The 14,219-nt window shown below is 66.7% G+C and carries 15 protein-coding genes; 6 read left to right on the top strand and 9 right to left on the bottom strand.

From position 1 onward, the window contains the following. The first annotated feature begins 106 nt into the window (after positions 1-106). Positions 107-820 carry a DNA repair protein RadC gene (gene radC, locus ASE52_RS12565; RefSeq protein ID WP_057226515.1) on the top strand — a complete coding sequence of 238 codons (714 nt, stop codon included), beginning with the start codon at positions 107-109 and terminating at the stop codon, positions 818-820. A 200-nt stretch (positions 821-1,020) separates the two neighbouring features. Next, on the top strand, positions 1,021-1,767 hold the full coding sequence (locus ASE52_RS12560; protein ID WP_241776989.1) for a Smr/MutS family protein: 747 nt from the start codon (positions 1,021-1,023) through the stop codon (positions 1,765-1,767). A gap of 99 nt (positions 1,768-1,866) precedes the next feature. On the opposite strand, the gene ASE52_RS12555 is transcribed toward ASE52_RS12560, so the two are convergent. The 8 genes from ASE52_RS12555 to ASE52_RS12520 all read right to left on the bottom strand — a co-directional run bounded on the left by ASE52_RS12555 (position 1,867) and on the right by ASE52_RS12520 (position 8,235). Next, entirely contained in the window at positions 1,867-3,942 is a 2,076-nt protein-coding gene (locus ASE52_RS12555; protein WP_057227213.1) for a bifunctional 2',3'-cyclic-nucleotide 2'-phosphodiesterase/3'-nucleotidase, read from the bottom strand. A 93-nt stretch (positions 3,943-4,035) separates the two neighbouring features. Continuing rightward, on the bottom strand, positions 4,036-4,254 hold the full coding sequence (locus ASE52_RS12550) for a hypothetical protein (protein ID WP_010463317.1): 219 nt from the start codon (positions 4,252-4,254) through the stop codon (positions 4,036-4,038). Positions 4,255-4,268: 14 nt separating this feature from the next. Further along, on the bottom strand, positions 4,269-4,661 hold the full coding sequence (locus ASE52_RS12545) for a GNAT family N-acetyltransferase (RefSeq protein WP_057226513.1): 393 nt from the start codon (positions 4,659-4,661) through the stop codon (positions 4,269-4,271). 6 nt (positions 4,662-4,667) lie between these two features. After that, a complete protein-coding gene (locus ASE52_RS12540; protein WP_082606855.1) occupies positions 4,668-5,081 on the bottom strand; it encodes a GFA family protein in 414 nt (137 codons plus the stop codon). 41 nt (positions 5,082-5,122) lie between these two features. Continuing rightward, on the bottom strand, positions 5,123-5,605 hold the full coding sequence (locus tag ASE52_RS12535) for a RidA family protein (protein ID WP_057226509.1): 483 nt from the start codon (positions 5,603-5,605) through the stop codon (positions 5,123-5,125). Positions 5,606-5,759: 154 nt separating this feature from the next. After that, positions 5,760-6,851: a M48 family metalloprotease gene (locus ASE52_RS12530; RefSeq protein ID WP_057226507.1), complete on the bottom strand. Its 1,092-nt coding sequence runs from the start codon at positions 6,849-6,851 to the stop codon at positions 5,760-5,762. 150 nt (positions 6,852-7,001) lie between these two features. After that, positions 7,002-7,598 (bottom strand): LemA family protein, encoded by a 597-nt coding sequence (locus ASE52_RS12525; protein WP_057226505.1) that lies wholly within the window; start codon positions 7,596-7,598, stop codon positions 7,002-7,004. Between the two features lie 223 nt (positions 7,599-7,821). Then, positions 7,822-8,235 (bottom strand): group II truncated hemoglobin, encoded by a 414-nt coding sequence (locus ASE52_RS12520; RefSeq protein ID WP_057226503.1) that lies wholly within the window; start codon positions 8,233-8,235, stop codon positions 7,822-7,824. A 166-nt stretch (positions 8,236-8,401) separates the two neighbouring features. Between ASE52_RS12520 and ASE52_RS12515 the strand changes: the two genes are divergently transcribed. The 4 genes from ASE52_RS12515 to ASE52_RS12500 all read left to right on the top strand — a co-directional run bounded on the left by ASE52_RS12515 (position 8,402) and on the right by ASE52_RS12500 (position 11,550). Then, positions 8,402-9,229 carry an ABC transporter substrate-binding protein gene (locus ASE52_RS12515; RefSeq protein WP_057226502.1) on the top strand — a complete coding sequence of 276 codons (828 nt, stop codon included), beginning with the start codon at positions 8,402-8,404 and terminating at the stop codon, positions 9,227-9,229. 162 nt (positions 9,230-9,391) lie between these two features. Then, positions 9,392-10,090, top strand: a complete 699-nt coding sequence (locus tag ASE52_RS12510) for an amino acid ABC transporter permease (RefSeq protein ID WP_057227211.1) — start codon at positions 9,392-9,394, stop codon at positions 10,088-10,090. Next, complete coding sequence (locus ASE52_RS12505; protein WP_057226500.1) at positions 10,091-10,810, top strand: amino acid ABC transporter permease; 720 nt, start codon at positions 10,091-10,093, stop codon at positions 10,808-10,810. Continuing rightward, positions 10,807-11,550: an amino acid ABC transporter ATP-binding protein gene (locus ASE52_RS12500; RefSeq protein ID WP_057226498.1), complete on the top strand. Its 744-nt coding sequence runs from the start codon at positions 10,807-10,809 to the stop codon at positions 11,548-11,550. The genes ASE52_RS12505 and ASE52_RS12500 overlap by 4 nt, the downstream gene beginning before the upstream one ends. A gap of 102 nt (positions 11,551-11,652) precedes the next feature. On the opposite strand, the gene ASE52_RS12495 is transcribed toward ASE52_RS12500, so the two are convergent. Then, positions 11,653-14,172: an FtsX-like permease family protein gene (locus ASE52_RS12495; RefSeq protein ID WP_057226496.1), complete on the bottom strand. Its 2,520-nt coding sequence runs from the start codon at positions 14,170-14,172 to the stop codon at positions 11,653-11,655. Positions 14,173-14,219 lie beyond the last annotated feature (47 nt).

Genomic DNA, 14,219 nt, shown 5'->3' with positions numbered 1-14,219 from the left:
GTGGGTACGTAAAAGTGCAAAACACGCTCTAAACTGCCCCAATTGTAGAAAACCGGGCAAAGCCCTACGCCCGTCGGCCCCTGACGGGTGTCAAAGACCCTGCGCCATGCCCCTCAAAGACCTGCCCGCCGACGCCCAGCCCCGCGAAAAACTGCTGGCACGCGGCCCCGCCGCCCTGGCCGATGCCGAGCTGCTGGCCATCCTGCTGCGCACCGGCATTGTGGGCAAGGGCGTGCTGCAGATGGCGCAGGAGCTGCTGGACCCGCCCGGCATCGACGCCACCACCGGCTGCATCACAGGTGGCTTTGGCGGCATTGCCGGGCTGCTGCACACCAGCGCGGCCGACCTGGAACGCATCAAGGGCCTGGGCCCCGCCAAACGCGCCGAGCTGGTGGCCGTGCTCGAACTCGCGCGCCGCGCCCTGGCCCAGCAGCTGCGTGAACGCGAGGTGTTCGACTCGCCCGACGCCGTCAAGCACTACCTGCAGCTGTACCTGGCCGCCAAGGGGCACGAGGTGTTTGCGGTGCTGTTCCTCGATGCGCAAAACCGCCTGCTGGCCATGGAGGAGCTGTTTCGCGGCACGCTCACGCAGACCAGCGTGTACCCGCGCGAGGTGGTGCTGCGCGCCCTGCACCACCAGGCGGCCGCCGTGGTGCTGGCCCACAACCACCCCAGCGGCAGCGTGGAACCGAGCCGTGCCGATGAAGCCCTGACGCAAACCCTGAAGACCACGCTGGCCCTGGTGGACGTGCGCGTGCTCGACCATGTGATCGTGGCGCCGGGCCAGGCGCTGTCGATGGCCGAAAAGGGACTGGTGTGACTGCCCCTGCGCCTGCGCCTGCGCCAGCCCACCCGCCCACGGCATTGCACGCCGCGCTGGCACGCGCTGCCCGCACGGCTGGGGTAAACAGCACTGCGGCAACAGAGCCAACACCCGCTCCCGCTGCGCCCTCCCCCGCAATCTCCCGGACAGCCCGGCGCGCTGGTTTGGCCGAGAAAAAAGCCGCAGCCAAAGCTGCCATGCGCCCCCTGCGCCACGCCCCCCCAGCACCCGCCGCCGGTGAAATCGCGACACCACCCCGGCGCCGCGCACCACCCACCCCGCGCCGGGCGGGTGAACGCATCACCCAGCTGCAGGACCTGGCCACCGTGGCCCGCCGCCTGCGCGAGGACCAGGAACGCCGCCAAGCCGAGGAAAAAGCCCGACGCGAGGCCGCCGCCCGGGCCGAGGCCGAGCGCCACCTCTTCAGCCGCAGCGTGGGCACCGTCACCCCGCTGCGCAACCCCAACGTGGCGCGGCTGCGCAAGCACCTGCCGCCGCCGCTGCCCGTGCAGCACTGGCTGGACGAAGAGCGGGTGCTGCTCGAATCGATCAGTGACGACTTCGACGTGAGCACCCTGCTCGACACCGACGACCAGCTCAGCTTTCGCCGCCCCGGTATCGGCGTGGAGGTGACACGCCGCCTGCGCTCGGGCCACTGGAGCATCCAGCGCCAGCTCGACCTGCACGGCCTGCGCGTGGACGAGGCGCGCGAGGCGCTGGGCGACTTCATCCGTCAGGCCCACAAGGCGGGGCTGCGCTGCGTGCGCGTGGTGCACGGCAAGGGCCTGGGCTCGCCCGGCAAGAGCCCCGTGCTCAAGGGCCGCGTGCAGCGCTGGCTGGTGCAAAAAAGCGAGGTGCTGGCCTTTGTGCAGGCCCGGCCCATGGATGGCGGCGCGGGCGCACTGGTGGTGTTGCTGCAGCCCGTCTTGCACAGGCATACGTAAAAATATAGCCGCCAGCGCCCGTCCATCAAGCGCTAACAGCTATCAAAAGAGAAGCATCGCCTTCCTGCCTGGGGCTGCGATGCTCTCTGCAGGCACTGCCTACTTGGACAGGTCCACGGCGTACTTCGACGTGCCCTTGCCCGACCCGTCATCGGCCGCCAGCAGCGACACATTCGCCAGGCCTGCGGCCTGCGCCACGGCCAGCGCATTGGCGCCCGAGCTGAACACCACCGGCCCCGCCACGCTGGCCTTGGCAAAACGCCAGCTCTTGGCCGCGCCGTTGGCCGCACGGGTCACCGCCGGGTTCTTGCGGATGTAGTCGATGACCACGTCGCGGTTCGCATCGGGCGAGGCCCAGATGGTGCCCGAGCCGTCCAGCTTGTCGATGAAGCTCTTGCCGCTGGTGGCGCGGTAGTTGTTGGTGGCAATCACAAACTCCTGCGCCACATCGATGGGCTTGCCCAGGTAGGTCAGGTTCTTGATGCGGCTGCCCACGGACTGCGTGACGTCGATCTCGTACGACACGTCGGCCGTGGTGAACATGTCGAAGTTGTAGCCCGGGAACGTGCTGATGAGCTGCTGTTCGGTGGTCTTGGCCGGGTCGATCTGGTTGAAGCGCTTGGCGGCGGCTTCGAGCCAGTTCTTGATGTCGCCACCGTTGACCTTCACCGCGTAGACGGTGTTGGGGTACAGGTACAGGTCGGCCGCGTTGTTGATGGCCAGCGGGCCCACGGCCACGTCGGTGTAGTCGGCGCCGCCCTGAAAGCCGCTCTTGAACGGTGCGCTCACCGACAGCACGGGCAGCTGCGCGTACTGCGGCAGACTGGCCTTGATGTAGGCCGCCACATAAGCCTGCTGCGCCTGGTTCACGATCTGGATCGCGCCCGGGTCGCCCACGTCGGCAAACAGCGTGCTCATGCGGAAGTCGGTCTGGCCGATGGGCGTCTTCACGTACTGGATGGCGGCCTGGTGCTGCGTCTCGATCAGCGGGGCAATGGCGGGGTCGGCATCCACGGTCACCGTCGTGCCCGCAGGGTTCTTGCTCTGTGTGTTGCGCAGCTCAGATTTGCTGGCCGACTTGTTGACCGCCCACTTGGCACCGTCCCACTGCAGTGCCAGCTGCACCACGCCCAGCGACTTGCCCCAGGAGCTGGCCATGACTGCGGGCACGCCATTCACGGTGCCAGCCTTGTGGTCCACGCCCGGCAGGTTGAAGCCCGGCGTGGCCGCCGTGTCAGGGAACACGCCGTGCTGGTGCCCCATCACCATCGCGTCAATGCCCGCCACCTTCGACAGGTGCAGGCCCGGGTTCTCCATGGTGGCCGAGTAGGCCGCGCCATCGAGCCCGCCGTGCAGCAGCGCCACCACGATGTCCGCGCCCTTGGCACGCAGCTCGGGCACGTATTTGGTGGCGGCCTCTACCGCGCCTTCGGTGGTGACCTTGCCTTCCAGATAGCGCTTGTCCCAGTTCATGATGCCGGGCGTGGTGAAGCCGATCACACCGATCTTGATGGGCAGCTTCACCTCTTTGCCGTCCGCGCCCTTCGCCGTCAGCGTGCGCTCCAGCAGCGTGTAGGGCTGCACCAGCGGCTTCTTCGTCTTGTTGCTGGTCACATTGGCCAGCACCATGGGGAACCCCGCACCCGCGCACTTCTTGCTCGCGTCCACGCCGTCGACATCCAGCCCGCCGCCCAGCACCTGGTTCAGGAACGGCAGGCCGTAGTTGAACTCGTGGTTGCCCAGCGTGCCGGCGTCAAAGCCCAGCGCGCCCATGGCCTTGTACATGGACAGCTGCTGCGTGCAAGGGATGGGGTTGATGGTGGCTTCGTAGTCGGCCAGCGCCGTGCCCTGGATGGTGTCGCCGTTGTCCACCAGCAGGGTGTTGGCAAACTCCTTGCGCGCCGCACGCACCAGCGTGGCAGTGCGCTCGAAGCCGTAGCTCTTGTCCTCGGCCAGCTTGAAGTAGTCGTAGCTGCGCACGTTGAAGTGCAGGTCGGTGGTCTCCAGCACGGCCAGCGTGGCGGTGGCGCCAGCGTTGTTGTTGACGCTGCCGCCATCACCGCCGCCGCACGCGGACAGCGACGCGGCCAGGGCCAGCACGCTCAGCGTGGCGGTGCGGCGCCCGCCATGGAAGGACGAAAGGGAAAGAAGTCGGCTGCGAGTGCGTTCAGACATGAACAAGGCCCTTGTTGGAACAAGGGTCCGAGTGTCTGGCCGGGGTTTGACAGCGGTGTGACGTGGTGCAAAAGCCCACGCCTGACCGCCCCGTCAGACGATGCGGTGCACGTCGCCGTTGTGCGGGGAAGCGCTTTCGTGAAACAGGTCTTCCAGAAACTGCGCCAGTTCGTGCTCTTCCACGAAGTCGGGAATCACGAAACCCGAAGGAGTTCGCTTGCCATCGGACCCCACGCGGTAGGCCTGCCACAGCGCGCCCTCACGCCGCACCTCGACGATGCGGCCGAAGACGTTGAAACGGGGGTGGTTCATGGCGTTCAAGCGTGTCAGGTGGAGCGTGTGCGCTCCATGGCAATGGCCGACGGAGCAAAACCCATTCTCGCAAAGAATTCGGACGCACCTGGACGGCCAGCGCGCAGCACCCAGGTCGCTGCGGGCGCTTTGGCCAACGTTTGTTGCACCAGCGCGCGTCCCAGCCCCTGGCCCCGAAACGCAGTGGCCACGACCAGCATGGACAGGTAGCCATTGCTGAGCCCGTCGGTAATGGCGCGCGCATAGCCCACCACCTCGTCCCCGTGCAGCGCCACCAGGTTGCACTGCGACGCAGCCACCAGCGCCTCGAACTGCGACAGGGTGCCTAGCCGGTGCGACCAGCCATGCGCAACCAGCAAGGCATGCACCTGCGGGATGTCCTGATCGAGAAGGTCTCGGACTGGCATGGCCCCTTAGCCCTGTGGCTCTTGCGGGAAACCATCGCAGATCACCACCCAGGGTGCCTTGGAGTCCACGTAGATGTGTTTTCGGGGCGGCGTATCGAAGGCGGTATCCAGCGTACCCAGCGGCACGGCCACCCAATCGGCGTGGGAGCCCTCGCTGTGCCACAGCAGCGGCGACCCACACACCGAGCAGAACGTGCGCGTGACCTGGGCCGAAGACTGGTAGGTACGGACCAGTGCCTGGCCCTGCACAAACCGGTGGTGTTCGCGCCGCACGCTGGCATAGCTGCCAAAGGCCGCGCCATGCGCCTTGCGGCACATCGAACAATGGCAATGCGAGGCCGCCTGCAGGGGCGCCGTGGTCTCGTACCGCACGCCGCCGCACAGGCAACTTCCCTGGTGAACGGGTTCCGTCATGGTCATGGGACTCTCCTGCGGTTTCTGCGGCGGCCCGCGCGCGACTTTCAGGCGGCCTTGGATGCCACGGTGGCAATCAAATCCACCTCGACCGTCGCATTTTTGGGCAGCTGCAGCACGCCCACCGAGGTGCGCGTGTGGGCGCCCGCCGAGCCCAACACGGCAAACAGCAGGTCCGATGCGCCATCGGCCACTTCGCTTTGCTGCGTGAATGTGGGCGCCGACTGCACGTACACGGTGATGCGCAGGATGGCCTGCACTGCATCGAGTGAGCCGAGTGCGCGCTGCAGCAAAGCCAGTGCACGCATCGCGCAGACCTTGGCAGCCTTCTGCGCATCGACCAGCGACGCACCGGCACCGGCCGCGCCCGTGACCACCACGGTATCGCCGACGCGCGGGATCTGGCCGCTCAGGTAGATGTGGTGACCGTCGCGCACCAGCGGCACGTAGTTGCCACCGATCTTGATCTCGCCATCGAAGCTGTAGCCCAGGGCCTGGGCTTGTTCCTGAAAACGCGTGTCACGGGACATAAAAGATCTCGGCATTGAAAGGCCCACCACTATGCCACCGAGAACGCAGACACTCACCGGCGCGGCCCACTATCAGTGCACCCGTGGACTGGCTCGGCCAAGCCGCCGGGTGCGTTCCCCTGGGGGGAAGGCGCCGAAGGCGACACAGGGGGGATCAAAGATACCGTGCGAACGGATCCACCAGCGACGCCAACGTCGCGCCGGCGGGCTGCCCTGCACTCTCTGGGCGCCAGGCAGGCTCGGGGGCTGCGGCCACCGGTGTGACCTTGATCGGCTGCATTTTGCGGCCATAGAGGCGCTGCACGCGCTCATCGAGCGTGGGGTGCGAGTCGAGCCAGCGCTCCATGCGGCCACCGCCGCCCAGGTCCACCAGCAGCATGTGCTGCACCGAGGGGTGGTTCAGGCCCTTATGGCTGTGCTCTTCGTAGCCGCGCGGCAGGTCGCGGCGCTGGGCCATGACCTTGCGCAGCACGCCGCCCAGGCCGTCGCGGCTGCGCGTCCATTGCACGGCGCGGGCGTCGGCCAGGTACTCGCGCTGGCGCGACACCGCGGCCTTGAGCATGCGGCCGGTCAACCAGCCCGCAAGGCCGGCCAGCATGATGGCCGAGCCGAACCACCACGACAGGCCACGGCGCTCGCGCAGCGTGTCGCCGAAGTTGTAGACCAACTCCAGCCCGAACACCATGCCCGCCAGCTGCATCTTCAGGCGCGTATCGCCTTCGTGCAGGTGCGAGAGCTCGTGGGCGACCATGCCCTGCATTTCCTCGCGGTTCAGGTAGTCGAGCGCGCCCTGCGTCACAGCGATCACCGCGTCGCTCTCGTCCCAGCCCGCCGCAAAGGCGTTGATGGCGTCGGCGCGCGGCATCACCATGATCTCGGGCCGGGGCATGTGGGCCGCGATGCACAGCTCGTCGACGATGTTGGACAGGCGCTGCTCGGCATGCGAGAGCGAGGGCCGCAGCTCGCGCGCGCCCACCCGCCGGGCCAGCTTGACGCCGCCTGCGCGCAGGTTGGAGGTCTCCACCCACCAGCCGCCCAGCACCAGCAGGAGCGACACGCCCACATTGGCAGCCAGGAATCCCTGCGGAAACGGCAGCTGCCCGGGCAGCACGGCGGCCATCAGCAGCCAGGCCAGCGCCAGGGCCGCATGCACTGCGACGACCAGCACGGCCACGGCAAGGGCAAAGCCCAGCAACAGGCGCCGCGTCTCGCTGCGCGCGCTGTCCTGATGGTCCCAGAACTTCATGGCACCCTCTCCCGTTGGTGAGATATCCACTGCGGGCAGAACTGGCCGCAGCCCTGCCGGTGCATCCGTGGATTGGGATGGGCCGTGCCGCCGCGTGCTTCCCCGGAAGGGAACAGCGCCGCCAGCGACTCAGAGGCCCATCGATATGGCTTACGAGAACCGCACCTGCGGCGCGGTGCGCTCTTCTTCGCTGCGCGTGGATTCGAGCATGGGCACGGTGGGAAAGCCCAGCAGGCGCGCCACGACCAGGTCAGGAAACTGCGCCGCCGCGTCGTTGAATTCCAGCGCCTGGTCGTTGTACGCCTGGCGCGCGAAGCCCAGGCGGTTTTCGGTGCTGGTCAGCTCTTCGGACAACGACTGCATGGTGGCGTCGGCCTTGAGTTCGGGATAGGCCTCGGCCACCACCATCAGGCGGCCCAGGCTGCTGCCCAGCACGCCCTCGGCGGCTGCGAGCGCGCCCATGGCGTTGGCGCTGCCAGGCTCTGCCCGCACGGCGGCGGCAGCGCCCTGGGCCTGGCCGCGGGCCTTGATGACGGCTTCGAGCGTGGCGGCCTCGTGGCTGAGGTAGCCCTTGGCGACTTCGACCAGGTTGGGCACCAGGTCATGGCGGCGCTTGAGCTGCACGTCGATCTGGCCGAACGCATTGGCGATGCGGTTGCGCAGCTGCACCAGCCGGTTGTACACAGTGACGGCCCACACCACCAGCACGGCGACCAGGCCCAGAACGATCCAAGCAGTAGCTGACATGTCCCACCCTCCTTGTTGTGAATTGAATGAACGGATGATGGGCGCATCTTAGTAGCGCGCCTTTCCCAAAGGGGCCATACATTTCAGCGGGTAGGGATTTAAGCGTCAAAACCGCCTGCAGCGCCTACCCGTAAAGCGCTATAAGCTATCAAAAACATAGCAATCGATGCTATGGACGCACACCCGGCCCATCCACAGGCTGCGAGGGAAGCGGCGCAGCCGCTCAGGGGGTGCCCTTGTTCCTCATCCAGTCGGCCGTCCCCATGAAGCTTTCCTTCAAGCGGGCGCGCAGAGCATCGGGCACGCCTGTCTCGCCCATGGCCTGGTCCATGCAGGCCACCCACTGGTCGCGCTCCTTGATGCCGATGGAAAACGGCATGTGCCGCATGCGCAGGCGCGGGTGGCCGAACCGGCTTTGGTAGTGGTCGGGTCCACCCAGCCAGCCGCACAAGAACCAGAAGAGTTTTTGCCGCGCCTGCACCAGGTCGCTGCCGTGGGCTGCACGCAGTTCGGCGTAGCCGGGCTCCAGATCCATCAGGTCGTAGAAGCGTTCGGTGAGGGCGTGCACGCGGTCTTCACCACCGATCCATTCAAAAGGTGTGGTGGCCGGTGCCGCAGTGTGGGGGGTGTCATCCATGGGTTCGAAGGGCGTCGCGAATGCAAGCTCGTTTGTTGAGTTTGATTATAAAAAAACCGATGTTCATATCTGACCGTTGGATCGGTAGCCTTCGAAGCTTGAGGGCTCAGGGCTCTGTCCGCATGGCAGCCCTGGCCCATCCTCATCACTGTCTGGAGAAAAATCGATGCGCATCCGTTTCATTGCTTCCCTGGTCGCAGCAGCATTCGCCGTTGCAGGAGCCGCCCACGCCGACCAACTGGCCGACATCAAGAAGAAGGGAGAACTGGTCGTCGGCGTGCTGGGCACCGATGAGCCCAACAGCTTCATCGACCCCAAGACGCGCGAACTGATCGGCTACGACGTGGACCTGGGAAAGGCCATCGCCAAGAAGATCGGCGTCAAGCCCGTGTTCAAGCAATTGGCGGTGGCCGCGCGCATTCCCGAGCTGCAGCAGGGCCACGTGGACATCCTGGCCGCTTCGCTCACCCACAACAAGGAGCGCGAGGCGCAGATCGACTTCTCGCTGACCACCTTTGTCACGGGCCAGAAGGTGCTGGTGAAGAAGGCCAGCGGCATCAAGGACGTGGCGGACCTGGCCGGCAAGCGCGTGGTCACGGTGAAGGGCGGCACGCAGGAACCCAATGTGCGCAAGGCGGTGCCCACGGTGGACGTGGTGACGTTCGAGACGACCCAGCAGGCCTTTTTGGCGCTGCAGCAGGGCAAGGGCGTGGGCTACGTGAACGACGAGTCTTCGCTGATCGATGACTTCGCCAAACTGGGCGAGCGCAACAAGGACTACGCCATCTTGCCCACCAACCTGAGCGTGGAGCCCCTGGCCCTGGGTATCAAGAAGGGCGAGACCGCCGTGAAGTCGGTGGTGGACGAGACGCTGCGCGAACTGGAAAAGTCGGGCGAAGCCGAAAAGATCTTCTTCAAGTGGTACGGCCCACAGACCAAGATCAAGTTCACCAACCGCCCCTTCAAGTTCGATTCGGACAAGATCGACGGTTGATGGATGAACCCACGGCGGCGCGACCGCAAGGGAGTGGGATGAAGGCGTCGCACATGCCGTTGGCGCATGCCACACGCCTTTTCCCAGACATTCTCCCGGTACCGGTGTGGCATGCCGCCGCGCACGCACCCTGCGTGCCGTTTTTCTGAATGGCTGGCATGCATGCCTTTGCTTGACTATTCCCTGCTGCTGAGCGGCAAGTACCACCTGATGCTGATGGGTGGCCTGATGCTGTCGCTGCAGTTGCTGGCCGCATCGCTGGTGCTGGCCCTGCCCCTCGCCCTGGTGGTCGCCCTGCTGCGCCTGGCGCCCGTGGCGCCCTTGCGCTGGGCGGGCTTTGTGTTTGTCGAAGGCATTCGCAATGTGCCGCTGCTGGCGCACATGCTGTTCTGGTACTTCGGCGCGCCCGAGCTGCTGCCCGAAGCGGCCAGGCAGTGGCTCTACGACAGCGGCCATGCCGAGGCCGCGGCCGCCGTTGTTGCGCTTTCGCTCTACACCGCCGCCTTCATGGCCGAGGACATCCGCAGCGGCATCCGGTCCATCCCTACAGTGCAGATGGAGGCTGGCCGCGCCCTGGGCTTCGGCTTTCTGGCCACCATGCGCCGCGTGGTGCTGCCGCAGGCGCTGCGCGTAACCGTGCCGCCACTGATCTCGCAGGCCCTCAACCTCTGGAAGAACACCTCGATCGCCACCGTGATCGGCGTGGCCGAGCTGATGTACCAGGCCGCCAAGGTGGAGAGCGCGACGTTCCGCAGCATCGAGGCCTTTGCCTTCGCCAGCGCCGCCTACCTTACGGTGTCGCTGCTCATCACGGCCTTGGCCAGCTGGTACCACCACCGCTATCCCGTGCGGACGATCTAGATGCTTGAACTCATCGACACCTACTGGCTTTACTTCCTGGTCGGCCAGTACCCCAATGGCCCGCTGGGTGGCCTGGCACTCACTCTGGTGCTGGCCGCTGGCGCCCTGCTGCTCGCACTGCCGCTGGGCGTGCTGTTTGGCCTGGCGCGCGTGAGCCCGTGGCGTGCTGTGCGCTGGCCGGTGACAGCCGTCGTGTATGTGGTGCGCGGCACACCGCTCCTGATGGTGATCTTCTGGGCCTACTTCTTTTTGCCCAGCGTGACGGGCGTGAAGACCGGCCAGTTCACCACCATGCTGCTTGCGCTCGTGATCTTCAACGCCGCCTACCTGGCCGAGATCGTTCGCGCGGGCATCCTGGGCGTGCCGTGCGGGCAGCTGGAGTGCGCGCGCGCGCTGGGCTTGAGCTACCCGCGCGCCATGCGCCGGGTGGTGCTGCCGCAGGCGCTGCGCAGCATGCTGCCCTCGCTGGTCAATCAGTTCGTCTCCACCATCAAGGAGACCTCGCTGGGCTACATCATCGGCCTGACCGAAGTGTCCTTCATCGCCACCCAGATCAACACCCAGGTCTTCACCCGGCCGGCGGAAGTGTTCGGCATCCTGGGCTTCACCTACTTCGTGCTGTGCTTCGGCCTCTCGCGCCTGGCCTATGGGCTGGAACGCTGGCTGGCGCGGCGCTCCGCATCGGCCCCCTCTTCCACTCCCAAGCCCCTTACAAGATGATCGAACTGCACGAAGTCAACAAGTGGTACGGCAGCTATCACGCCCTGGTGGATGTGACCGAGACCATCGCGCAGGGCGAGGTGGTCGTGGTCTGCGGGCCGTCGGGCTCGGGCAAGTCCACGCTGATCCGCACGCTCAACCGGCTCGAGCCCATCCAGGGCGGGCGCATCCTGATCGACGGGCACAACATCTACGGGCCCGGCGTTAACGTGAACACGCTGCGCTCGCGCATCGGCTTTGTGTTCCAGCAGTTCAACCTGTTTCCCCATCTTTCGGTGCTGGACAACTGCACGCTTGCGCCCATTCAGCTGCGCGGCCTGTCGCAAGCGCAGGCCGAACAGCGGGCGCTGGCGCTGCTCGACCGCGTGGGCCTGGCGCACAAGGCCAATGCCTGGGCCAATGAGCTGTCGGGCGGCCAGCAACAGCGCGTGGCCATTGCGCGCGCCCTGGCCATGGAGCCGCCGCTCATGCTGTTCGACGAGCCCACCAGCGCGCTGGACCCCGAGATGGTGGGCGAGGTGCTGGTGGTCATGCGCGACCTGGCGCGGGACGGCATGACCATGGTCTGCGTCACGCACGAAATGGGCTTTGCCCGTGAGGTGGCCGACCGCGTGCTTTTCATGGACGAAGGCCGTGTGTTGGAGCGCGCGGTACCCGCCGACTTTTTTACCCGGCCCCAGCACCCGCGCGCGCAGCAGTTTCTGTCGGACATCCGCACGCCATTTGCCAAGCCAGCGTGAGACTACCCGGGTGGAGCGGCCCGTGCGCGCCGCAAAATATGAATCAAAAAAGGCTCTGGCGCTTGATATAAAAGCGCCATGAGCTATAAAAATAATAGCAAACTACTCTGCAGCACGGCGCAGCGTGTCCACCACCGGGCGCAGCAACACCTCGCGCAGGCCCCACCAGCCGGCGGCCAGCGCCAGCACCGCCCCAGCCACGGCGCCCGCCAGGGGCACCCACGGGGCGGCCGTCCAGGTGAAGTCAAAAACGAAGCGCGCCAGCGCCCAGCCCACACCCACCGCCACGGCGCTGGCCAGGAAACCCGCCAGCAGGCCCACGCCCATCAGCTCGGCGCGCTGCACCTGCCGCAGCAGGCTGGCGCGGGCGCCCACGGCGCGCATGATGGCGTATTCGCGGGCGCGCTCTTCGCGCGTGGCCGTCACAGCGGCAAACAGCACCACCAAACCAGCGGCCAGGGTAAAGGCAAACAGGAACTCCACCGCGCGGATCACCTGCTCCAGCACGCGCTGCACCTGGGCAATGGTGGCGCCCATGTCCACGTTGGTGATGTTGGGAAACTGGCGCACCAGCCCGTTGTCAAAGCCATTGGTCTCGGGCGCGCGGTAGGCGGCCAGGTAGGTCACGGGCACGTCCTTGACGGTGGCCACGGGGTACATCACGAAAAAGTTGGCCCGCATGGAGCCCCAGTCCACCTTGCGCAGGCTGGTGATGCGCGCCTCGTTCTGCACGCCGCCCATGTCGAACAACAGGCGGTCGCTCATTTTCAGGCCCAGGGTTTCTGCAATGCCCTCTTCGACGCTGATGGCGCCTTCTTCGCCCGGCGTCCATGCACCGGCAACCACCTGGTTGTGGGACGGCGCCTCCACGGCATTGGAGAGGTTGAATTCGCGGTCCACCAGGCGCTTGGCGCGGTCGTCGGTGTAGTTGTCGGGGCCCACGGGCTTGCCGTTCACGGCCAGCAGGCGGCCACGGATCATGGGGTACCAGTCGTACTTCGCCACCCCCCCGGCCTGCAGGGCCTGCTGGAAGGCGTCGGCCTGGTCGGGCATCACGTTGATCACAAAGCGGTTGGGCGCATCGGGCGGGGTGGCCTTGCGCCAGCTGTCCACCAGGTCGGTGCGCAGCAGCACCAGCAGCACCAGTGCCAGCAAGCCCACAGCCAGGCTGCTCACCTGCACCACGGCATAGGCCGGGCGCGCAGAAATCTGCCGGGTGGCCAGCACCAGCCAGCGCGGGGCGGTGGCCTCGTTCACGCTCTTGCGCAGCAGCTTCACCGCCACCCACGACAGCCCCGCAAACAGGGCCACCGCGCCGGCAAAACCGCCCACGGCGATCAGCCCCAGCGTGATGTCGCTGCTGACCGTGAGCAGCAGGGCCGCAAACCCGGCAATGCCGATGCCCAGCACCGCCAGCGATGCGGGCTTGAGCCCGCCCACGTCGCGCCGGATGACGCGCAGCGGCGGTACCTGGGCCAGCTGGAGCACGGGCGGCAGGCCAAAGGCAAACAGCAGCGTGAGCCCCATGCCCAGCCCAAACGCCACGGGCCACAGGCTGGGCGGCGGCAGGGCCGACTCGACCAAACCTGCCAGCAGCAGCACAAAGGCGTAGTGCACCAGATAGCCCAGCGCCACCCCCAGGGAGCTGGCGAACAGGCCCACCATCGCAAATTCGGCGGTGTAGGCGCCCGCGATGGTGCGCTGGCTTTGGCCCAGCACCCGCAGCATGGCCGAGGCATCCAGGTGCTCGGCCGCAAAGCCGCGCGCGGCCAGGGCCACGGCCACCGCCGACAGCAGCGCGGCCAGCAGGGCCACCAGGCTCAGGAATTTCTGCGCACGGTCCAGCGTCTGGCGCATTTCGGGGCGGCCGCTTTCAAGCGACTCCACGCGCACGCCGTGCACCTCCGGTTTCTTGGATTCGGCAACGGCCCATTCGCTGAACGCCTTGACGGCGGGGACCGATCCGATGACGGCAAAGCGGTAGGTCAGGCGGCTGGCGGGCTGGACCAGGCCCGTGGCGGGCAGGTCGGCATCGTTGACCATCACACGCGGGGCAAAGCTCATGAAACCGGCGCCCCGGTCGGGCTCGATGACGATGATGCGTGCAATGCGCAGCTGCGAATCGCCCAGCAGCAGCATGTCGCCCATGGCCAGGTTCAACGATTCGAGCAGGGGGGCATCCACCCACACTTCGCCCCGCGCCGGGATGTCACGGGTGGGCTGGTCGAGCGCACCGGGTGCGTCTGCCACCTTCAGGCTGCCGCGCAACGGGTAGCCCGGCGGCACGCTTTTGAGCGCCACCAGCTTGCTGGCGCCGCCCTGGGCGTCACTCGCACGGCCCATCGTCGGGAAGCCCACGGTGGTCACTGTCTGCAGGCCCAGGGCCTTGGCACGCTCGACAAACACGGGGGGCGTGGGGTTGTCGCTGGCCACCACGGCGTCACCACCCAGCAGCTGCAATGCATCGCGCTGCAGGCCACCCTGCAAGCGGTCGGCAAAAAAGCCGACCGAGGTGAGTGCAGCCACTGCCAGCGTCACGGCCACGATCAGCAGCCGCAACTCGCCCGCGCGCAGGTCACGGGCCAGCGTGCGCCAGCCCAAGCGTAGAAAAGACAGATTCATGGCATGGACCTTAGCGCAAAGTCAACGGGCTGGCTGCCTGTGGGGTG

The sequence above is a fragment of the Acidovorax sp. Root275 genome (assembly GCF_001428965.1).
GTDB classification, from domain to species: domain Bacteria; phylum Pseudomonadota; class Gammaproteobacteria; order Burkholderiales; family Burkholderiaceae_C; genus Acidovorax; species Acidovorax radicis.
The sequence above is the reverse complement of the archived record's forward strand: the minus strand, read 5'-3'. Positions and strand labels throughout refer to the sequence as shown.